This is a genomic window from Streptomyces sp. NPDC007917 (genome assembly GCF_042959105.1).
In the GTDB taxonomy this organism is placed as follows: domain Bacteria; phylum Actinomycetota; class Actinomycetes; order Streptomycetales; family Streptomycetaceae; genus Streptomyces.
Map to the genome: position 1 here is coordinate 32,628 of NZ_JBIBKK010000010.1, position 20,779 is coordinate 53,406.

The window sequence follows — 20,779 nt, forward strand, 5'->3', positions numbered from 1 at the left end:
GCACGTGCGCGCAGTAGGGATGAGCGAATACGGATCACGCAGTTCACAGGGCACGGACACGGAGAGGTGATCGATGGGGGGCACGGGACCCTTCCCCAGTTCCGCGGGGGAACCCGACAAGCCGGTCATGGGCCGCGAGGAGGTGGACCGCGTGCTGGCGAAGCTCGGCGCCGAACACGAGGCGATCGAGTCCTCGCTGCTCGCCCTCCAGGACCACGCGGGCCGCAGACTCCTGGAGGGCGCCGAGCTGACGGGCGTCACCAAGGACCGGTGGGCCACCACCGAACAGGCCATCTCCCTGCTGTGGACGTACTTCGACGCCTACACGGACGCGCTGCACTCCGCCCGTGAGGTGCGCGCCCGCCACCGCTGGTCGACGCCCGGCGAGTTGGCCGAGCTGACCGAGCTGCTGCGGGGCCCCGGCATCACGCTGCCCAGCAGCGCCTCGCTCACCGGCTCGCCGCTGCTCAGCGAGCAGCTGACGCTGGACGCGCTGGTCGACCGGATGAACCGCTGGTACGCCGAGGCCCTTGATGTCATCGTCACGGCCGACGCCGTGTGGTCCGCGCTGCCCGCCCGTATCGACATGCTCTCCGCCGAGCTGCGCCGCACCCGCTCCCTCGCCCATTCGGTGGGGGTGCGCCCCGGGGAGCACCCTTCCGGTGACGATCTGGAGCGGATCACCGCGGAGCTGACCTCGCTGCGCGCCGAGGTCGTCTCCGATCCGCTCGCCTTCTGGTCCGGCGCCTCGCCGAGCTCCGCGCCCGGCGGCGGCCGCCCCGACACCACCCGCTATGACGCCGCGGCCCGCGCCCTGGAGGACGTACGGCGCGAGATCGAGGCGGTTCTCGATGTGCGGCAGGACGCGGAGCGGCGGCTGATGCGGCTGCGTGACGTCCTCTCCCGCGCGGACCGCACGCTCGCCGAGGCGCGGCAGGCGCGCGGCGAGGTGCTGGCGAAGATCGCGGCATCCGAGGTGCCGGCGGTCAGCGGCCCGCCGACGGTGCTGCAGGAGCAGCTGGTGACGGCGGCCGAGTACCGCAGGCGCGCCCAGTGGCACCGGCTCTCCCCGCTGCTCGAGTCGCTGGAGGAGCGCGCTGACGACGAGTTGCTGCGGGCCCGGGAGTCGCTGACAGCGGTGACCGCGCCGCTGGCGGTCCGGGCCGAGCTGCGCGGCCGTCTGGACGCGTACAAGGCGAAGGTCGCGCGCCACGGCATGGCCGAGGACCCGCTGCTGATCGAGCGGTACGACACGGCGCGCCGGATGCTGTGGAGCGCGCCCTGTGATCTGCGCGCCGCCGAAGCGGCGGTGCTGCGCTACCAGCAGGCCGCGGCCGAGGCCCTGGTCCCGCGCCAGACGGCGCCGCAGGAGCCTCAGGACCGAAGGACGGGAGGGGTGCTGTGAGCGCTGTGGGCAGGTGTCAGCGGCGTGGCTGCGGCGGGTCGTACGAGGATGTGGGCGGCGGCCAGCTGTACTGCGACACCTGTGGCATGGCCCCGGTCGTCTCGCGGGACGGAATGGTCGCCTCGCAGCCCACCGGTATCACCGGCGTGGGGCGCGGGGACCGGGGAAGCGGCTCGTCGGGGACCGGTTCGCGTTCTTCTTCGCGGCCGTCGTCGCGGTCGTCCTCGTCCCGGCGCTCGGTGTCGGGGCGGCTGTCGCGTTCGCTGGGGTCGGGGCGGTCCTCCTCGCGTTCGGTGTCGGTGCGCAGCTCGCGTTCCTCGGCCGCGGCCCGTTCCGGGCGCAGCCGGCTGGGCGCGGGTCTGGTCAGCGTGCCGGAGGTGCCGCGGCCCGATCCGCGTACGGCGGTGCTGGCCGATCCGGAGGTGCCGGAGCGCAAGAGGTTCTGCAGCCGGAGCGACTGCGGGGCGCCGGTGGGGCGCGCCCGGGGCGACCGGCCGGGCCGTACCGAGGGCTTCTGCACCAAGTGCGGCCATCCGTACTCGTTCGTGCCCAAGCTGAGCCCGGGCGACATCGTGCACGGCCAGTACGAGGTGGCGGGGTGTCTGGCCCACGGCGGTCTCGGCTGGATCTATCTGGCCATCGACCGGGCGGTGTCAAACCGCTGGGTGGTCCTCAAGGGCCTGCTGGACACGGGCGACGAGGAGGCGCTGTCCGTCGCCGTGTCGGAGCGCCGGTTCCTGGCCGAGATCGAGCACTCCAACATCGTCCGCATCTACAACTTCGTCGAACACCTCGACCAGCGCACCGGCAGCCTCGACGGCTACATCGTGATGGAGTACGTCGGCGGCAAGTCGCTGAAGGACATCGCGAACGCCCGCCGCGCGCCGGACGGCAGGCGTGATCCGCTGCCGGTCGAGCAGGCGTGCGCGTACGGCATCGAGGCCTTGGAGGCCCTGGGTCATCTGCACAGCCGCAATCTGCTCTACTGCGACTTCAAGGTCGACAACGCCATCCAGCAGCAGGATCAGCTCAAGCTCATCGACATGGGCGCGGTGCGGCGGATGGACGACGAGGAGAGCCCGATCTACGGCACGGTCGGCTATCAGGCCCCCGAGGTCTCGGAGCTCGGCCCGACGGTCGCCTCGGACCTGTACACGGTGGCGCGCACGCTGGCCGTGCTCACCTTCGACTTCCAGGGTTATACGAACGTCTTCGCGGACAGCCTGCCCGATCCGGGGAACATCGAGGTGTTCCAGCGCTACGAGTCGTTCTACCGGCTGCTGGTGCGGGCCACCGACCCCGATCCGAACCGCCGGTTCGGCTCCGCGCAGGAGATGGCCGACCAGCTGACGGGCGTGTTGCGGGAGGTCGTGGCGTTGCAGACGGGGCGGCCCCGGCCGGCGCTGTCGACGCTGTTCGGGCCCGAGCCGCGGGTGGTGGACACCCGGTTGTTCGCCGAGCAGGGGCAGGACGCGTCCGTGCTCGGCGCCCGTGCCGGCCGGGGCCGGGCGGCCGCCGCTCCGCCCCGTCCCGAGGGCGTGCTCGCCCTGCCGCTGCCGGCGATCGCGCCGCTGGACGCCCGCGCCACCGCCCTGGCGCTGCCGGTGCCGCTGGTGGATCCGGACGACGCCAACGCCGGGTTTCTCGCCGGGCTGCTGGCCTCCGCCCCGACCGAGTTGCACGCGGCGCTGCGGGCGGCCCCCGCCGACTCGCTGGAGCTGCGGCTGCGCCGTGTCCGCGCCCAGTTGGAGCTGGGCCATGCGCGTGAGGCGGGGATCGCGCTGGACGGTCTGGAGGCCGGTTATCCCGACGACTGGCGGATCGTCTGGTACCGGGGGCTGCATGCGCTGGCGACCGGGGACAACGAGACCGCGGCCCTGTCGTTCGACGCCGTCTATGACGCGTTTCCCGGTGAGCCCGCGCCGAAGCTGGCGCTCGGTGTGTGCGCCGAGGTGCTCGGCCAGTTGGACAATGCGGCGGAGTACTACCGGCTGGTGTGGACGACGGACCCGAACCATGTGAGCGCCGCCTTCGGGCTCGCCCGGGTCCTGCTGTACGCCGGGGACCGTGCGGGTGCGGTGGCCGCTCTGGAGTCCGTACCGGAGTCGTCCATCCACTACACGGCGGCCCGGGTCGCGGCGGTGCGGGCGCGGCTGCGGCAGCGCGCCGCCCACGAGCCGCTGCTGGCCGATCTGATGGCCTCGGCGCAACAGGTCGAGCGGCTGGGCCAGTTGGGCCTGGACGCGGTGCGGTACGAGCGGCTGTGCACGGAAGTACTGGGCAGCGCCCTGGATTGGGTACTGTCCGGCAGCAGCGGCGCGCAGCCGGGCGGCGCCCGGCTGTCCCTGCTGGGCAGCAGTCTGGACGAGCGGGGACTGCGCTTCGGCTTGGAACGCTCGTACCGGGTACTCGCCAGGCTCGCGCAGCGGGGCGAGGAAAGGATCGAACTGGTGGAGCGGGCCAACCGTTTCCGCCCCAGGACGTGGGTGTGATCGATGTCGCAGATGCCGCAGCTGCCTGGAGTGGCAGCCTGCCCGACCTGTGAAGAGCCGCTGGAGTCGGGTGACAACTTCTGCGGCGTGTGCGGGGCCGACCTGGCGTCGGCGGCGCCGGGTGCCGCCGTGGCCGCGGACCGCCCGGCGCCCCCGGTGCCCGTGCCCCCGGTGGACCCGGTGGATCCGGTGCCCCCGGTGAACGGAGCGGCGCGGGCCGAGCGGCGGGAGCCGGAGGACTACCCGCTCCCGGCCCCCGCCCCGGCGCCCCCGGCTGCCGCGTGGGCCCCACCGGCCCAGGACGTCCCGGCGGCCCCGGACGTCCCGGTGGCCTGGGACGTGCCGGGCGGGCAGGACGAATCGGCGGCAGACCCCCGGGCCACGGCGGCTCTCGGGGAGCAACCAGCCTCCGGCACACCCGACACTCCGGGTATGTCGGGCACCGGAACGGACACTGACACGAGCAGCGGCCGCCGCCTGTGCGGCGCATGCCGGGAGGGCACCATCGACCAGGACGGATACTGCGACTCCTGCGGCCACGCCCAGCCACGGGATCGCGACCACATGGAGCGGGAGTTGGCGGGCGTCGCGGCGGCCAGCGACCGCGGGCTGCGCCACCACCGCAACGAGGACGCGTTCGCCGTGTCCGCCGCCGCGCTGCCCGACGGCTCGCCGGCGGTGCTCGCGGTCGTCTGCGACGGGGTCTCCTCGGCGACCCGCCCCGACGACGCGTCCGCGGCCGCCGCCCGGGCGGCCGGCCAGTCGCTGCTCGCCGCACTGCCCCGCGGCGCCCATCCCCAGCAGGCCATGAACGAGGCGATCGTCGCCGCCGCGGAGGCCGTGAACTCGCTGGCGGCGGAGGACGGCCGGACGGGTCCGCACGACGAACCCCACCAGCGCCAGCAGAACGCGCCGGCCTGCACCATCGTCAGCGCGGTGGTCACCAGCGGCATCCTGACCGTCGGCTGGATCGGCGACAGCCGCGCCTACTGGGTGCCCGACGACCGTTCGGCGCCGCCCGCCCGGCTCACCGAGGACGACTCCTGGGCGGCCCAGATGGTGGCGGCCGGTCTGATGTCCGAGGCGGAGGCGTACGCGGACGAGCGGGCCCATGCCATCACCGGCTGGCTCGGCGCGGACGCCTATGAACTGGAGCCGCACACCGCGTCCTACAAGCCGGACCGGCCGGGTGTGGTGGTGGTGTGCACCGACGGCCTGTGGAACTACGCGGAATCGGCGCAGGAGATGGCCCGCGCACTGCCCCAGGACGCCCGAGCCCGGCCGATGCACAGCGCGCGCGTGCTGGTCGGTCACGCCCTGGAGGGCGGGGGCCACGACAACGTAACAGTGGCCGTACTGCCGTTCCCCGCGGAGCCGGGCGGGGCAGGATCCGGCTGATCCTGCGGAGAAGCGCCGGTGCCGAGCAAGCGGTCTGAGCCCAGGGGCGGTTGAGCCCAAGGAGCGGTTGAGCCCAAGGAGCGGTTGAGCCCAAGGAGCGGATCTGATGGCCAACTTCGCCAAGTCCACCGTGCCGCGGTTCTCGGTCGAGGTCTACCAGAACGAATACCTCCCCGAGGGCGGCCGCGAGGTGAACGCGATCGTCACGGTCACCTCCACCGGCGGCGGCACCACCGGGGGGATGCCCATCCCGGCGGTCCCGGCGCCCGCCCCGGCCCGGGACCAGGGCGGCGGCCCGGCCCCGCGCGCGGCCGTGGTGATCATGGTCGACTGCTCCGGCTCCATGGACTATCCGCCGACGAAGATGCGCAGCGCGCGGGAGGCGACCGCCGCCGCGATCGACGCCATCCGCGACGGCGTCGCCTTCGCCGTGGTCGCCGGCACCCACAAGGCGGTGGAGGTCTTCCCGGGCGGGGGCCGGCCGGCGATCGCCGACCCGGCCACCCGGGTCCGGGCGAAGGACGCGCTGCGCAAGCTGAGCGCCGACGGCGGCACGGCGATCGGCACCTGGCTGCGCCTCGCCGACCGTCTGCTGGCGTCGGCCGACGCGCCGATCCGGCACGGCATCCTGCTGACCGACGGCCGCAACGAGCACGAGGAGCCGGCGGAGCTGCGGGCCGCGCTGGAGGCCTGCGCGGGCCGCTTCACCTGCGATGCGCGCGGGGTGGGCACCGACTGGGAGGTCAAGGAGGTCACCGGCGTCGCCTCCGCGCTGCTCGGCACGGCCGATATCGTGGCCGACCCCTGTGACCTGGCCGCGGACTTCACGCGCATGATGGACGCCGCGATGGGCAAGGAGGTCGCGGACGTCGGCCTGCGAGTGTGGACGCCGGTGGGCGCCGAGGTGGTGTTCGTCAAGCAGGTGGCGCCCGCGGTCGAGGACCTGACCGACCGGCGCGCCGAGGCCGGGGCGCGGGCCGGCGACTATCCGACGGGCTCCTGGGGCGACGAGTCCCGCGACTACCACCTGTGTGTGCGGGTGCCCGCGGCCGACGTCGGGCAGGAGATGCTGGCCGCCCGCGTCTCCCTGGTGCTGCCGCGCCCCGGGGGCGGGCTCCCGGCCACCCTCGCCCAGGGGCTGGTGCGGGCCGTGTGGACGGAGGACATGGTCGTCTCCACCGCGTTGAATCCGCAGGTCGCGCACTATACGGGCCAGGCCGAACTGGCACAGACCATCCAGCAGGGCCTGGATGCCCGCAAAGCGGGCGACATGGATGGAGCGACGGCCAAGCTGGGGCGTGCCGTCCAGCTGGCGATCGTCTCGGGGAACGAGGACACGGCGAAACTGCTTGCGAAGGTGGTGGACGTCGTCGATGCGGCGACAGGTACTGTGCGACTGAAAGCGAAGGTCGCGGAGGCTGATGAGATGACTCTCGAAACGCGCTCCACCAAGACAGTTCGCGTCAAGAAGTAGCAAGAAGTAACGCGGCAAGCACACAAAACGGCAGTGAATGCCGAGAACGGCACAAGAGGGGGAAGACCGACATGCCGACCTGCCCTAACGGCCACCAATCCGCGGCCGACGACTGGTGCGAGGTGTGTGGCCACCGGATGTCGGGGACGCCCGTGCCCATGGGCGCCGTCCCCCCGCCTCCACCGCCCATGCCCGGCCCGCCCGGGTTCCCTGGAAGCGCTCCGGGACCCGCGGGTCCGGGAGGCCCCGGCGGTCCCGGCGCCCCCGACGGCATGGGCTTCCCCGGTGGGCCGCCACCACCAGGCGCCCCGGGGCCCCAGGGCGCGCCCGGGGGCTACGGCTACCCGGCGCCCACCCCGCAGCCGCAGGACTCCACCTTCCAGGCGGAGCTGTGCCCTCAGTGCCGTACGCCCCGTGAGGCGCAGGCGCCCTTCTGCGAGGAGTGCCGTTACAACTTCCTGACCCAGTCGCCCACCTCGTACGCCCCGCCGCCCCCGCCCGGGCCCGGCCCCGGCGGCTTCCAGCCGCCGCAGCCCCCGCAGCCTCAGGCGTTCCCGGCGCAGGGGCCCCCTGGGGGTCCGGGCGGCTACCAGGCGGGCCCGCCGCAGCCGAACCACCCGGGCGAGCCGCTGGCCTCGCCGCCGATGCAGCAGCCCCCGGGCCCGTCCTTCGGCGACGACGACTGGACGCTGCGTCCGCCGAACGCCGCCGGGCCCGGCGCGCCGCCGCACGCCCCCGCGCCCCCCTCGCCGTACGGGCAGCCGCAGCCGCCCCAGGCCCCGGCCCCGCCCGGGCCCTCCTTCGGCGGCGACTACCCGGGCGCCCCGGCGCCCGGACCGCACCAGGGGCCGCCCGCCCACTTCACCCAGGGCGGACCCCAGGGCGGACCCCAGGGTGGACCTCCTGGTCCCCCCGGGCCGGCGGCCCCGGCGGGGTGGGTCGCGGTCATCGGCCCGGACCGTGAGTACTTCATGGCGATGATGCACCGCAGCGGCCCGGAGGCGGCCGGTCTGAACCTTCCGGCCTACTCCCCCGAGCAGCAGCTCCAGCTCACCGGGCCGCAGGTCACCATCGGCCGCCGCCGCCACAGCACCGGCGAGTCGCCCGACATCGACCTGGCGCGCCCGCCGGAGGACCCCGGGGTCTCCCACCAGCACGCGGTCCTCGTCCAGCAGCCGGACGGCGGCTGGGCGGTCGTCGACCAGGACTCGACGAACGGCACCACGATCAACGGCGGGGAGGACCCGATCCAGCCGTACGTCCCGATCCCCCTCCAGGACGGCGACCGCGTCCACGTCGGGGCCTGGACGACGATCACCGTGCGCCGGGGATAGCCGAGGACGGCCCTTCTCCCCGGCTGACGCGACCCAGCCCGGTGGCGGGCGGCCGGCCGACTTCGGCCGATCGTCCGCCACCGGAGGCACACCCTGCATAGATTCGGGGCGGAACATCCGCTCACCGAGATGCGTGGAGGGTGTAATGCCAGTGCTGAAAGGCAAGACCGCCGTGGTCACCGGGGGCTCGCGGGGCATCGGCCGGGCCATCGTCGAGCGGCTGGCCCGCGACGGCGCCGAGGTGGTGTTCAACTACGCGCGCAGCGCCGAGGCCGCCGAAGACGTCGTCCGCACCGTCGAGGAGGCGGGCGGCAGCGCCCGCGCGGTGCGGCTGGACCTGGCCGAACCCGGGGCGGCGGAGCAGCTGATGGAGACCGCGTCACAGGGGCCGTCGGGCGGCGTGGAGATCCTGGTCAACAACGCGGCCGTCAACCTTCCGAGGACTCCTCTCGCCGAGATCGAGGAGGAGCCCTTCGACCACCTGCTGAGGGTCAATCTGAGGGCCGCCTTCCTGACCGTGCGCCACGCGGCCCGGCACATGCCCGACGGCGGGCGCATCATCAACGTCTCCACGCTCAACACCACCCGGCCCGCGCCCGGCATCGCCCCGTACATGATCAGCAAGGGTGCGCTGGAACAGCTCACCGCGGCGGCCGCGCAGGAGCTGGGGGAACGCGGCATCACCGTCAACACGGTCTCCCCCGGTGCGACCGACACCGACATGCTGCACGACGCGAACCCCGGGGAGATGCTGGACCTGCTCGTCAGCATCACCCCGCTCCGGCGGCTCGGGCAGCCGTCCGACGTGGCCGACGTCGTGGCGTTCCTCGCGGGCCCCGACGGCCGCTGGCTCACCGGCCAGAACCTCCGTGCCTCGGGCGGCCTCAGCTAGGAACGCTCGTCCAGGGACGCTCGTCAGCGGGTCCGTTCGGGATGGGCGGGCCCCAGCGGCCATGCGTACGGGCCCTCCGGGTCGTCCAGCCACGCCCACTGCCGCTCCCCGCGCACCGTCACGCCGTACCGCTCCCGCCCCGGCCGGCCCTCGTGCTCCCACAGGGCAAGGGCCTCCAGCGGGTCCAGCCGCGCCGTGACCACGTTCAGCAGAAAGCGGAAGGAGTCCTCCAGCAGCGGTTCGGTCGGCAGTCCCTTCGTACGGACCGGGGGCGGGGGCTCGCTGCCGCGCAGCGGGACGAAGTACGCGGGGGTGGTCAGGAAGCGCCCCTCGCCGTGCCGGGTGTCGGCGACCCGCAGCGCGATCAGCCCGGTGGCGAGGGGCGCCAGGATCAGCGCGCCGCTCCGGCACTGGCCCAGCCAGGCGGGCGGCAGACGGGTCACGGCGCAGGTGGCGATGATCCGGTCGAAGGGGGCGCGCGAGGGGCAGCCGAGCGCCCCGTCCCCGGTGACGACCGCCGGGTGGTATCCGGCCGCGGCCAGGTGGTCGCGGGCGGTGTCGGTGAGGTCCGGGTCGATGTCGACGGTCGTGACCCGGTCCTCGCCGAGCCGGTGCGCGAGCAGCGCCGCGTTGTAGCCGGTGCCCGTGCCGATCTCCAGCACGCTGTCCCCGTCCCGCACCTCCAGGGCCTCCAGCATCCGCGCCATCAGCGACGGCTGGCTGCTGGAGGACACGAGCTCGCCGTCGCGCACCCGCGTCGCCAGGGGCGCGTCGGAATACACCCCCGCCAGCCAGCGCGCCCGCCGCGCGGCGTCCGCGTCGTGCCGCCCCAGCCGCTCGTACAGCGCCGTCCCGCCGGGCGAGCCCGCCTCGCCCGCCTCGTAGTAACGGGGCACGAACACATGGCGTGGCACCTCCTCGAAGGCCTCCCGCCACGCCGGGTCCGTCAGCCCGCCGTCCGCGGCGATCTCCCGGACCAGGGCGGCCCGCAGCGTCGCGGCCGTCGCGGCGTACGGATCGGTCTTCCGGTCCGTGCCGTCCGCGCCGCGCCCGCCCGTGCGCGTGCTGCCCATGACTCCACTGTCCTGCGCCCGGGCTCCGGGTGCGACCTACGTCCGGAGTCCTCCGTCAGGCGGTCTGAGAGCATGGAGGGGTGACAGAGATTCCGCGCGGCACGCTTCAGGAACAGACGTTCTACGAACAGGTCGGCGGCGAGGAGACCTTCCGGCGCCTGGTGCACCGCTTCTACCAGGGCGTGGCCGAGGACCCGCTGCTGCGGCCCATGTACCCCGAGGAGGACCTGGGCCCGGCCGAGGAGCGGCTGCGACTCTTCCTCATGCAGTACTGGGGCGGCCCGCGCACCTACAGCGAGAACCGCGGCCACCCGCGGCTGCGCATGCGCCACGTGCCCTTCACCGTGAACCGCGCGGCCCACGACGCCTGGCTGCGTCATATGCGTGACGCCGTGGACGAGCTGGAGCTGGCGCCCGAGCTCGAGCGGCAACTGTGGGACTACCTCACCTACGCGGCCGCGTCCATGGTCAACACCCCGGGCTGACCCCGCGCCGCAGAGCCGACGGCGTCGGCGGGCGCCCCTGCGTACGCACGCTCTGCTCGCCCCAGGCGGCCAAGGCCGCCCGCGAGCGGCCGCGCGCAGATTCGTCCCCGCCCGGCGCGGCGGGCGGCGCCGCGCTCGGCTCCGCGACGGCCCGTCGCGGCCAGGGGCGTGCGGTCAGCCGCCGCCGCACCGGCGGCGCGGGCGACGCGCGCCCGCCGCGGCCCCACGCGAGGTCGCGCCCCGCCGCCCGCGGCGAGCAGCGCAAGCTGTTCGGGCTGGGGAGCGAGCGCCGCCGGGCGCCATGGCCGCGGCAACCGGCCCCGCGGTACGGGCGGGCGCAGGAAGCTCAGCGACCGCGCCGGGTGATCCCGCCAAGCGTCCGCGACCAGATCTGACGGACGAAGGCGGGGCTCAGGCCGGGGTCACCGACAGGCCCGAGAGCCCCGGCAGCCCCGTCTTGCGCACCGCTATCGAGCCGTACGGCGTACGCAGCCGCAGCCAGCCGCCCGCAGCGAGCAGCGCAAGCTGCTCGGGCCCGGGAGCGGTCGCCGTCGCGCCGCCGCCCGGCCCACCCGGGGCCACAGCCGCGGCAACCGGCTCCGCGGTACGGGCCGGGCGCAGGAAACCCAGCGACTGCGCCGCGTGCACGGCGCGCAGCGGAAGGCCGGTCCCGCCGAGCGTCCGCGACCAGATCTCACGGCCGATGCGATCCCGCTCGGCGCGGGTGCGCCGCTCCTCGGGCAGCGCCGCGTCCCGGGCGCGGAACTCGGCGACGGCCGAGGCGACCGCCCCGCGCACCTCGGCCGCGCCCGGCAGGCCGGGCACCCGGCGCCAGCCGCCGCGCGGCGGCAGCAGGCCGGCCCAGGGCGGGCCGGTGACCGCGTCGGGCACGGCCACGGCCAGGCCGGCCGGGCCGTCGGGCGCCGCGGCCGCGCCGCCGTCCGCCCTACGCCGCGCCCCCGCGTCCAGCGCGTCCGCGAGCTGTCCGGCCGAGACCGTCGTGTCCAGCACGGTGTCGGCCGCGAGCCGCGCCGTGCGGATGGCGAGCACTTCGAAGGACGGCGGGCGGCCGAAGACGGCGAGCACTCCGCCGCCCGCCTGCAGCCGCACCGCCGCGGCGCGGTCGTAGTGGATCAGCCGGGCCAGGAAGGCGGCGAGGTCCGCCGCCTCCCCGGGGTCGGCGAAGCACAGTTCCTCCCCCTGCACCGTCATACGGTCACGGCCCCCTCGGGCTGCTCGTCCCGCCCGGCGGCCTCGGAAGCCACAGCGGCCTCCGAAGCCACAGCGGCCTCGGGGGCCGCTTCGGCGGGCCCGGCAGCGTCGTCCGCGCCGTCCGCGTCGCCTTCCAGGTACGTCACCAGGAAGCCCTCCTCCTCGGAGGTGAGCCGGCGCGGACGGCCGCGCTCCAGGTCGTAGGGGACGATCATGGTGGAGGCCCGCGCGTACACGGTCTCCTCGTCCTTGACCTCGTACCCGAGCGTGATGAACGCGGCGCCGATCTCCTTCACCCACAGCTCGACGGTCACCGGGGCGTGTCGGTGGAAGAGCGGCCTGAGGTAGCTGATCTCGTGCCGGGCCACGACCACGCCGCCGGTGAAGGCGCCACTGCCGTCCCCCGGCGCCAGCCGCCAGATGAAGTCGACGCGCGCCTCCTCCAGGTAGCGGAGGTAGACCACGTTGTTGACGTGGCCGAACGCGTCCATGTCGGACCAGCGCAGGGGGCAGGAGTAGATATGGCGGGCCACACTCAGCCCCGGGTCAGCTTCTTGTAGGTGGCGCGGTGCGGGCGGGCCGCGTCCGGGCCGAGGCGGTCGACCTTGTTCTTCTCGTACGCCTCGAAGTTGCCCTCGAACCAGAACCACTTGGAGTCGCCCTCGTACGCGAGGATGTGCGTCGCGACGCGGTCGAGGAACCAGCGGTCGTGGGAGACGACCACGGCGCAGCCGGGGAACTCCAGCAGCGCGTTCTCCAGGGAGGAAAGGGTCTCCACGTCGAGGTCGTTGGTCGGCTCGTCGAGGAGCAGCAGGTTGCCGCCCTGCTTGAGGGTCAGCGCCAGGTTCAGACGGTTGCGCTCACCGCCGGAGAGCACCCCGGCCGGCTTCTGCTGGTCCGGGCCCTTGAAGCCGAACGCGGACACATACGCGCGGGAGGGCATCTCGACCTGGCCGACGTTGATGTAGTCCAGCTCGTCCGAGACGACGGCCCACAGCGTCTTCTTCGGGTCGATGTTGGCGCGGGTCTGGTCGACGTAGGAGATCTTGACCGTCTCGCCGACCTTGATGTCACCCGCGTCCGGGGTCTCCAGGCCCTGGATCATCTTGAACAGCGTGGTCTTGCCGGCGCCGTTGGGGCCGATGACGCCGACGATGCCGTTGCGCGGGAGGGTGAAGGACAGGTCGTCGATCAGGACCTTCTCGCCGAACGCCTTGGAGAGGTTCTCCACCTCGACCACGACATTGCCCAGGCGCGGGCCCGGCGGGATCTGGATCTCCTCGAAGTCCAGCTTCCGGGTCTTCTCGGCCTCGGCGGCCATCTCCTCGTAACGGGCCAGTCGCGCCTTGGACTTGGCCTGGCGGCCCTTGGCGTTGGAGCGGACCCAGTCCAGCTCTTCCTTGAGGCGCTTGGCGCGCTTGGCGTCCTTCTGCCCCTCGACCTTCAGCCGGGTCTGCTTGGTCTCCAGGTAGGTGGAGTAGTTGCCCTGGTAGCCGATGGCGCGGCCGCGGTCGAGCTCCAGGATCCACTCGGCGACGTTGTCCAGGAAGTACCGGTCGTGGGTGATGGCGACGACGGTGCCGGCGTACTGGGCGAGGTGCTGCTCCAGCCACTGCACGGACTCGGCGTCCAGGTGGTTGGTGGGCTCGTCGAGCAGCAGCAGGTCGGGCGCCTCGAGCAGCAGCTTGCACAGGGCGACGCGGCGCTTCTCACCACCGGAGAGGTTGGTGACCGGCCAGTCGCCGGGCGGGCAGCCGAGGGCGTCCATCGCCTGCTCCAGCTGGGCGTCCAGGTCCCAGGCGTTGGCGTGGTCCAGCTCCTCCTGGAGCTTGCCCATCTCCTCCAGCAGCGCGTCGGAGTAGTCGGTCGCCATCTGCTCGGCGATCTCGTTGAAGCGGTCGAGCTTGCCCTTGATCTCCGCCACGCCGTCCTGGACGTTCTCCAGCACGGTCTTGGTCTCGTCCAGCGGGGGCTCCTGGAGCAGGATGCCGACGCTGTATCCGGGGGAGAGGAAGGCGTCCCCGTTGGACGGCTGCTCCAGGCCGGCCATGATCTTCAGCACCGTCGACTTACCGGCGCCGTTGGGACCCACGACACCGATCTTGGCGCCGGGCAGGAAGCTCAGCGTGACATCGTCGAGGATCACCTTGTCGCCGTGAGCCTTGCGCGTCTTGCGCATGGTGTAGATGTACTCAGCCAAGAGAAACCGTCCGGCAATCGTAGGTATCGAAGTGCGGCCTCACCACGAAGGTCGCAGCCCGTGGGTCGGCGTGCGGCTGCGCCGCGTCGTCAGATACACCCCATCTTGCCGTACGCCAAGCTCGCGACGGAAACCCGTTGCCCACCTCATACGAGTTGCCCACCACATGCATACGAAAGGGCCGGAGCCTCTTCCGAGGCTCCGGCCCTTTCAGCGATTACTTCGGGTCAGTGATCACTCACCCGCCGGAGCCGCCTTCTTCTTGCGGACGAAGAAGACCGCGCCGCCGCCGATCACGACGAGCGCCACGGCGACGCCCGCGATGATCGGGGTGTTGCTGCTGCTGCCGGTCTCGGCGAGGTCGCCGCCGCTGCTGTCCGCGCTGCTGCCGCCGGCCGACGCCGGGCTCGGCTGCGAGGACGGGGTCTCGTCACCGCTGCCGCCGCCGGTGCTCGCGGTCTTGCAGTCCAGCACGCCGGAGAAGGTCTTCTCGAAGCCGTTCGGACCGGTGATGGTGAACTTGTAGGCCTGGTCCTCCTTCACCGGGGCGGTGATGGTCTGGGACTTGCCGGCCTCGACGGTGTGCTTCTCGCCCAGGAGCTCGAAGGTGAACGCCTCGTCGCCCTTGTTCGTCGCGGTGATGTCCACGCCGCCCTTGGCGCAGTTCTTCTCGGCGGACAGCGCGGGGATCGCGCCCTTCTTCGCCCAGTCCGCGGTGGCGGTGGCGGAGACGGTGGACTCGCTGGAGCCGGCCAGGATCTGGGTCTGGCTCTTGGTGGCGCTGGCGAACGCGCGGCCGACCGGGACCTTGGTGGCGGCCTGGGCGGTCAGCGTGGCGCTGCCGTCGGCGGCACCGGCGGGCACGTCGAAGTAGATCTCGCTGCCGTCGGCGGCGCTGGTGACCGTCTTGCCGGCCTTGTCGACGACCTTGACGCCGGAGGCGGCGGTGTCACCCGGGGTGACCGTGACGCTGTCCGCGTTGGTGTGGACCTTGATCGGGCCCAGGCGCTCACCGGACTTTCCGGAGACCGCGGGCGGGTCCAGGGTCAGCGACGCCTTGGGCTCCTCGAGGCTCTGCGCGTTCTTCTCGAGGTAGTCGGCCAGCTTCTCGGCCGCGGGGTCGACGGCGTCGACATCGGCGCCGTCCGAGAAGCGCCAGATGGCGACCTGGGTGCCGGCGGCCGCGGTCTTCTCCGTCAGGGGGCCGGAGTCCGCCTTGGCCGCGAGCGCGGAGAGGTCATTGACCTGCGGGTAGGAGTTCTGCAGGATCCAGTTGATCTTGCCGGCGTCGGCGTTGTGCGCCAGCGACGTGGCGCTCCAGGACTTCTCCTCGTACTTCGCCTTGCTCTGCGTCGGGTTGTGGAGGTCGATGCAGTACGTCTGGATGGTGCCGCCGTTGTCGACCGCCATCTCGAACAGACCGGCGCCGACCCGCTGGTCCTTGCCCTTGTCGTGGATGACCGCCTGGTCGAAGGTCTTGAGACCGCTCAGCGTGGCGGTGGCGCCACCCTGGCTCGGAGTCGCCTCGTCCGCCGCGGCGGAGCCGGCCGTGACTATCGCACCCGCCGCGACCAGGCCGGAGGCCAGGACAGCGGCGGCAAGACGAGCAGCGCCCCGCCTCTTTACAGAAATCATGGTTTCCCCTTCGGGCGAGCGCCGATCTATGGGTGCGCCTCGCCAGCGAACTCAAAACTCAGGAGCCCCCGTTGGCACCAGGGATCCTAGGGAGAACCCTCGTCCCGTTCCCCAGGAATACCAAGGCCCAACCGATCCGAATCGAAATCGTTATCTCATCACACCATCGCCTCTGACCTGGCTTTATCGACAAATCCCCGGGAATCAGGGGGATGTTGCCCCGGTCGGTACGTTTAAAAGAGGTTTAGCCCGCGAGACCCTGCGAAACGCGGATGTGCCCCGCGCCAGATCGTGTCCGACCGCCACCGCGTCGATGTCCGCGGTGATCCACCGCCTGGCCCCACCGCCGTCCTCCCGCTGCCGCTCCCCGGCTCGAGCCCCCGCCCGATCCGCCGCCCGCGCCGCTCCCTGCCCATCAGCCCCCTGCCGGTCGGCCCCCTGCCGGTCGGCCCCCTGCGGGCCGGGCCCCTGCCACTCCGCCCCGGGGCGCTCCGCCGGCCGCTCGCCCGGCCACCCGTCGCGCGGCTCCACCGGCCGGTCCCCCGTCCGCTCCCGCACCCGCAACGTGCCGTGCACGACCAGCGGTTCGCCCAGCGAGACCGACGCCGCCACATTGACCGCGAGCCCCCGCCAGGCCCACACCGTGTAGAAGCTCGTGTACGCGTCGAGCCACGCTTCCCGCGCCCGGTCCCAGCGCCGCGCCGTCACCGCCAGCCGGAACCGGGCCACCGCGACACCGGCCGCCGTCTCCCAATAGTCCGGCCGCGTCGCGGCATTGCCCACCACCGTCAGCCAGGTCTCGTTCAACCCCGCAGCCTCCCCCGTCACTTCTCCGCGCCCGCGCCCGCATCTCGCCCGCGTCGCGCTCGCGTCGCCTTCCGCCTCCATGCTGCACGCGATCGCGCAAGCCCGCCGGAGCCTGTGGGCTACTCCCCGGTTGTGGACAACTCGGCGCCCCGGCCGGGTGAACCGAACCCGCCCGCCACGACCCCGCCCGCCGCGATCACGTACTGCTTCCGTACCTCCCGGTAGCGCGTCAGCTCCGCCGTCACCGGCTCGAGCACCCGCGTCCGCCCGCACTCCGCGGCCACCTCCCGAAGCCGCCGCTCCGCCGCCAGCCCGTACCGCCGCGCGGGCCCCCGAGCCGCCAGCCCGCACCCCCAGGCCAGCGCCGGACCACCGGCCCCCGCCGCCGCGGCCGGCAGCGCGGGCAGCCACCACGCCACCCCGCCGAACACCCCGGCCACCACCGACAGCAGACACACCACCCCCACCAGCAACACCCCCGCCAGCGCGATCTGCGCCGCCGCCACCACCGACCACCACAGCGGCCGGGACAGCCGCCGCTCCGCCGTCGCGACCACCGCCTCGTCCACCGCGTCCGGCAGCCCCTTGCCGCCCCACGCCGCCGCCTCCCGTACGGCCTGGGCCCAGGGCGCGGGCAGCCCCGCCGTCGCCTCGTCCGCCAGGGCCCGCACCGCCTCCTCCACCGCGGGCCGGGCGGTGACCGCGGCCACCGCCGCCGCCTTCGCCCGTGCCCCCGGGATGGCCGGCGCGGCCCCGGCCCGTCCCCCGGGAGCGCCGCCGCTCCCCCCGCCCACGCTGCTGCTCCCCACGCACTCGCTGTCTCGTTCCCAGGACCACACGGCCCCCGCCCGCCTCCGCTGCCGCAGCCGCCCCCAGGGCGTTCCGCACGCCCACCGCGCGTCCCGCAGCCAGGCGCGCTCCGCCGCCTGCCCGGCCGCCACGGCGCCCGCCGCGTCCGCCAGCCGCTCCTCGAACTTCGCCCGGGCCCGCTCGGAGAAGCCGACCGGCGCCCCGTCCGCCACGTACTGCGGGCGCAGCCGCTCCATCGCGCCGTCCACGTCCGCCGCCAGCCGCCGCTCCGCCGCCCCGCACTCGGCGGTGAGCCGGCCCAGGGCCTCCCGCAGCTGCCCGACGCCCGTGCCGGTCACCGCGGACAGCGCGAGGACGGTCGCCCCCGGCTCCCCGTGCTCGCCCAGCGCGAGCCCGTCCTCGTCCAGCAGCCGCCGCAGATCGTCCAGCACCTGGTCGGTGGCCTCGCCGGGCAGCCGGTCCACCTGGTTGAGCACGACGAAGGTCACCTCGGCGTATCCGGCCAGCGGGCGCAGATAGCGCTCGTGCAGCACCGCGTCCGCGTACTTCTCCGGATCCACCACCCACACCACCGCGTCGACCAGCCCGAGCAGCCGCTCCACCCGCTCGCGGTGCCCCGGGGCCGCCGAGTCGTGGTCGGGCAGGTCGATCAGGACGAGGCCGCGCAGCGTCGGGTCGTACGGATAGGCGGGGCGGCGGCGGTCCCGGTGCGGGATGTCGAGCCGGTCGAGCAGGCCGTCGGCGTGGTCGGTCCACGCGCAGGCCAGCGGCGTGGCGGTCGTGGGGCGGCGGATTCCCGCCTCGGACACATACGCCCCGGCCAGGGCGTTGAAGAGCGTGGACTTGCCGCTTCCGGTGGCCCCGGCGAGGGCCACGACGGTGTGTCCGAGCGGGTGCCGCCCCCGTGCGACGGCCTCGTCGAGCACCCGCCCCGCCTCGCCGAGGGTGCGCCCGTCCAGCCGGGTGCGGGAGAGCCCGACCAGTTCGCGCAGCGCGTCGAGGCGGGGTCGCAGCGCGCCGGTGACAAAGCCGCGGCCGCCGTGCTCGTACGTCGGCGCGTACGGCTCGTGCGCCGCGCCGCCTCCGATGCCGCGCGCCCCGTCGTACCCCGTGCCGCGCCGCCCGCCGTCCCCCTCGCCGTACGCCTGGCCCCTCTCCTCGCCGTACCCCCGACCGCCCCCCTCGCCGTACCCCCCGCCGTACCCCCCGCCATGTCCTCCGCCGTACGTCCCTTCGCGCCCCCGGCCGTACGCCTCGCCGCCGTACCCCTCGCCGCCGTCAGCCACCCGCGCCGGCCCGCCCCCCGATCCCGGCACGCCCCCCGATCCCGGCCCGGCCCCCGATCCTGGCCCGGCCCCCGGTCCCCGCCCTTCCGGCGCGACCGGCGGTCCGGGCCGCCGGCCCACCACCCGCCGTGCGATCAGGCCGTCGTCCCATGTCTGCCGGGGCGGCGCGGGCTTGCGGGCGGCGCTCTCCTGGGGGAGCGCGCTTCCCGGCCCGGATGTCGCAGTGGCCGTCACCACCGTCACCTCTCCTTCTGCAGTACGGACAGCGCGGCGATGAGCCGGACCTGGTGGTCCGGGGTCACGTTGAGGGCGTCGAGCGGGGCCAGCCGCAGGTCGCGCTCCGCCGCCAGCACCCGTCCGACGCAGTCGTCGAGCAGCCGGCGACCGCGGTCGCGCAGGCGCAGCGCCCCGTGCGCGCCCAGCGTCTCGGCCAGCCGTTCGCCCGCCGTACGGGTGCGGCGCCCGCCGATCAGGGAGGCCACCAGCAGCGCGGCGGCCTCGTCCGGGGCGCAGCCGGCGCCGCCTTCGGCGGCCCGGGCGGTCACCTCCTCCTCGGCCAGCTCCTCGACACAGCGCCGCCAGCGCCGTACGGCCACGCCGATCCGCTCCCCGGCGCCGCGCGCGTCGCACGGCGCGAGCCCGGCGCGCGCGGCGGGGTCGCGCCGGCCCGTCTCCTCGATCCGCTCCTCGGCGGCGGCCGTGACGCTGCGCAGGAGGGTGGCGAGGGAGTCGGCGAGGGCCGTGAGGAGTTCTTCGGGCGTGCTGTCGTACGGCCTGCCGTGCCAGTGGGTGAGCGCGCCTCCCGCGAGCGCGGCCCCGCCGTCCAGTTCGCGCCGCACCCGCTCGGCCGCCTCCTCGTACGCGCCGTCCACGTGCTGCACCAGCCGTACCGCCGCCGCGTGCTGGGCGGCCGCCGCCCCGGCCAGCGCGGGCATCCGGGCGCGCAGCGAGGCGATCACCCCGGCGGCGGTGCGCTCGGCGGCGGCGTGGCGGGCGGCCGGGTCCTGGGCGTGCCGGGTGAGCCAGTCGCGCAGCGCCGCGACGGCCGTCCCGGGCAGCAGCCCGCTGCCGCCGCCCGCGGACTCGGGGAGCTCGGGGATGGTGAACCGGGGCACGTCCCCCAGTCCGGCCGCCGTGAGCAGTCCCGCGTACTGGTGGGAGACCTCGGCGGCGACCTGGTGGGGCACCCGGTCCAGGACGGTGACGAGGGTGACGTCGTACTCCTTGGCGGTGCGCAGCAGATGCCAGGGCACGGCGTCGGCGTAGCGGGTGGCGGTGGTCACCAGCACCCAGATGTCGGCGGCGCAGATCAGCTCGGCGGCGAGGTCGCGATTGCGGGCGACGAGGGAGTCGATGTCCGGCGCGTCGAGGAGCGCGAGCCCGCGGGCGAGCCCGGGGTCGGTCTCGACCCGCAGCGCCCCGGCCGCCGCCGTCCGCGCCGCCTTGTCCTGCTCGCCGTACGCCCCGCCCCCGTACGCTCCGCCCTCGTACGCTCCGGATTCGTACGCCGCTCCCTCGTACGCGTCCTCCTCCTCGTACCCGCCCTCGGCCCGCTCGCCCTGCGCGGGCACCCACACCCGGGTCAGCTGCGGCAGCACCCGCTGTCCGGCGAACCACGCGCGGTCCTCCGGATGGCAGACGAGCACCGGCGTGCGCGTGGTCGGGCGCAGCACCCCGGCCTCGGTGACGCGGCGGCCGACGAGCGAATTGACGAGCGTGGACTTCCCGGCCCCGGTGGATCCGCCGATGACCGCCAGCAAGGGCGCTTGGGGGGCACACAGCCGGGGCACGAGGTAGTCATCCAGCTGGGCGAGCAGCTCGGCGCGGCCGCGGCGAGCGCGGTCGGCGCCGGGAAGGGGGAGCGGAAACCGTGCGGCATCGACGCGATCGCGCAGTGCGGTCAGAGCGTCGAGCAGTCGGGGCCGTACGTCCAAGATCGCCACGGGTGAAGAATGCCCGCTTTTGAGACATTTTTGAAGCGTATGCCCGCTCATGTGCGTCAAACAGACCCACCCGGATTACCCCAGATTGACCAAGAGGCGGGCGTGGCGACTGGGGCACGGGCATAACGAGTAGACAACACCCGCTCTCTGAGGCGTGAAAAACGATGCGGGATTCGCACCTGCCTGCGATTATCAAACCGCTTCACCGAACCTCCACAACGTGCCACGGAGGTGAAGCAACCGGGGCGAGGCGCACGGAGCCCTATCCTTGTCCCCGGCAAGGTCACGGATCCGCCGAGCCCGGCCACCGGCACCACGGCCCCGCACCGTCGG

At 74.0% G+C, this 20,779-nt stretch carries 15 protein-coding genes; 7 read left to right on the top strand and 8 right to left on the bottom strand.

All coding sequences use genetic code 11. The annotated features are described in order from the left end of the window. Positions 1-73: 73 nt before the first annotated feature. The 6 genes from ACFZDL_RS21320 (at position 74) to ACFZDL_RS21345 (ending at position 8,995) form a co-directional block, all read left to right on the top strand. Positions 74-1,405 (top strand): hypothetical protein, encoded by a 1,332-nt coding sequence (locus ACFZDL_RS21320; protein ID WP_353594124.1) that lies wholly within the window; start codon positions 74-76, stop codon positions 1,403-1,405. Continuing rightward, positions 1,402-3,897 (top strand): tetratricopeptide repeat protein, encoded by a 2,496-nt coding sequence (locus tag ACFZDL_RS21325; RefSeq protein ID WP_353594123.1) that lies wholly within the window; start codon positions 1,402-1,404, stop codon positions 3,895-3,897. The genes ACFZDL_RS21320 and ACFZDL_RS21325 overlap by 4 nt, the downstream gene beginning before the upstream one ends. 3 nt (positions 3,898-3,900) lie before the next feature. Further along, on the top strand, positions 3,901-5,295 hold the full coding sequence (locus ACFZDL_RS21330) for a PP2C family serine/threonine-protein phosphatase (protein WP_353594122.1): 1,395 nt from the start codon (positions 3,901-3,903) through the stop codon (positions 5,293-5,295). A gap of 106 nt (positions 5,296-5,401) precedes the next feature. Continuing rightward, on the top strand, positions 5,402-6,769 hold the full coding sequence (locus ACFZDL_RS21335; RefSeq protein ID WP_353594121.1) for a VWA domain-containing protein: 1,368 nt from the start codon (positions 5,402-5,404) through the stop codon (positions 6,767-6,769). 71 nt (positions 6,770-6,840) lie between these two features. Beyond that, positions 6,841-8,103, top strand: a complete 1,263-nt coding sequence (locus tag ACFZDL_RS21340) for an FHA domain-containing protein (RefSeq protein WP_353594120.1) — start codon at positions 6,841-6,843, stop codon at positions 8,101-8,103. Positions 8,104-8,248: 145 nt separating this feature from the next. After that, positions 8,249-8,995 carry a glucose 1-dehydrogenase gene (locus tag ACFZDL_RS21345; RefSeq protein WP_353594119.1) on the top strand — a complete coding sequence of 249 codons (747 nt, stop codon included), beginning with the start codon at positions 8,249-8,251 and terminating at the stop codon, positions 8,993-8,995. 23 nt (positions 8,996-9,018) lie between these two features. On the opposite strand, the gene ACFZDL_RS21350 is transcribed toward ACFZDL_RS21345, so the two are convergent. Then, positions 9,019-10,068, bottom strand: coding sequence for a methyltransferase domain-containing protein (locus ACFZDL_RS21350; protein ID WP_353594118.1), 1,050 nt, complete (start codon positions 10,066-10,068; stop codon positions 9,019-9,021). 80 nt (positions 10,069-10,148) lie between these two features. Between ACFZDL_RS21350 and ACFZDL_RS21355 the strand changes: the two genes are divergently transcribed. Further along, positions 10,149-10,553 (top strand): globin, encoded by a 405-nt coding sequence (locus ACFZDL_RS21355; protein ID WP_353594117.1) that lies wholly within the window; start codon positions 10,149-10,151, stop codon positions 10,551-10,553. Between the two features lie 411 nt (positions 10,554-10,964). On the opposite strand, the gene ACFZDL_RS21360 is transcribed toward ACFZDL_RS21355, so the two are convergent. The 7 genes from ACFZDL_RS21360 to ACFZDL_RS21390 form a co-directional block, all read right to left on the bottom strand. Then, positions 10,965-11,765 (bottom strand): hypothetical protein, encoded by an 801-nt coding sequence (locus tag ACFZDL_RS21360; RefSeq protein WP_353594116.1) that lies wholly within the window; start codon positions 11,763-11,765, stop codon positions 10,965-10,967. Continuing rightward, positions 11,762-12,298 carry a thioesterase family protein gene (locus tag ACFZDL_RS21365; RefSeq protein ID WP_353594115.1) on the bottom strand — a complete coding sequence of 179 codons (537 nt, stop codon included), beginning with the start codon at positions 12,296-12,298 and terminating at the stop codon, positions 11,762-11,764. The genes ACFZDL_RS21360 and ACFZDL_RS21365 overlap by 4 nt, the downstream gene beginning before the upstream one ends. 2 nt (positions 12,299-12,300) lie before the next feature. Further along, entirely contained in the window at positions 12,301-13,965 is a 1,665-nt protein-coding gene (gene ettA, locus ACFZDL_RS21370; protein ID WP_353594114.1) for an energy-dependent translational throttle protein EttA, read from the bottom strand. Between the two features lie 234 nt (positions 13,966-14,199). Next, the gene (locus ACFZDL_RS21375; protein ID WP_353594113.1) at positions 14,200-15,600 is read right to left on the bottom strand and encodes a Cys-Gln thioester bond-forming surface protein; all 1,401 of its coding nucleotides are present in this window, start codon (positions 15,598-15,600) and stop codon (positions 14,200-14,202) included. 204 nt (positions 15,601-15,804) lie between these two features. Beyond that, positions 15,805-16,407, bottom strand: coding sequence for a single-stranded DNA-binding protein (locus ACFZDL_RS21380; RefSeq protein ID WP_353594112.1), 603 nt, complete (start codon positions 16,405-16,407; stop codon positions 15,805-15,807). Between the two features lie 119 nt (positions 16,408-16,526). Then, positions 16,527-18,746, bottom strand: a complete 2,220-nt coding sequence (locus tag ACFZDL_RS21385) for a GTPase (protein WP_353594111.1) — start codon at positions 18,744-18,746, stop codon at positions 16,527-16,529. Then, on the bottom strand, positions 18,743-20,437 hold the full coding sequence (locus ACFZDL_RS21390) for a dynamin family protein (RefSeq protein ID WP_353594154.1): 1,695 nt from the start codon (positions 20,435-20,437) through the stop codon (positions 18,743-18,745). Before ACFZDL_RS21390 ends, ACFZDL_RS21385 begins: the two co-directional genes overlap by 4 nt. Positions 20,438-20,779: the final 342 nt, after the last annotated feature.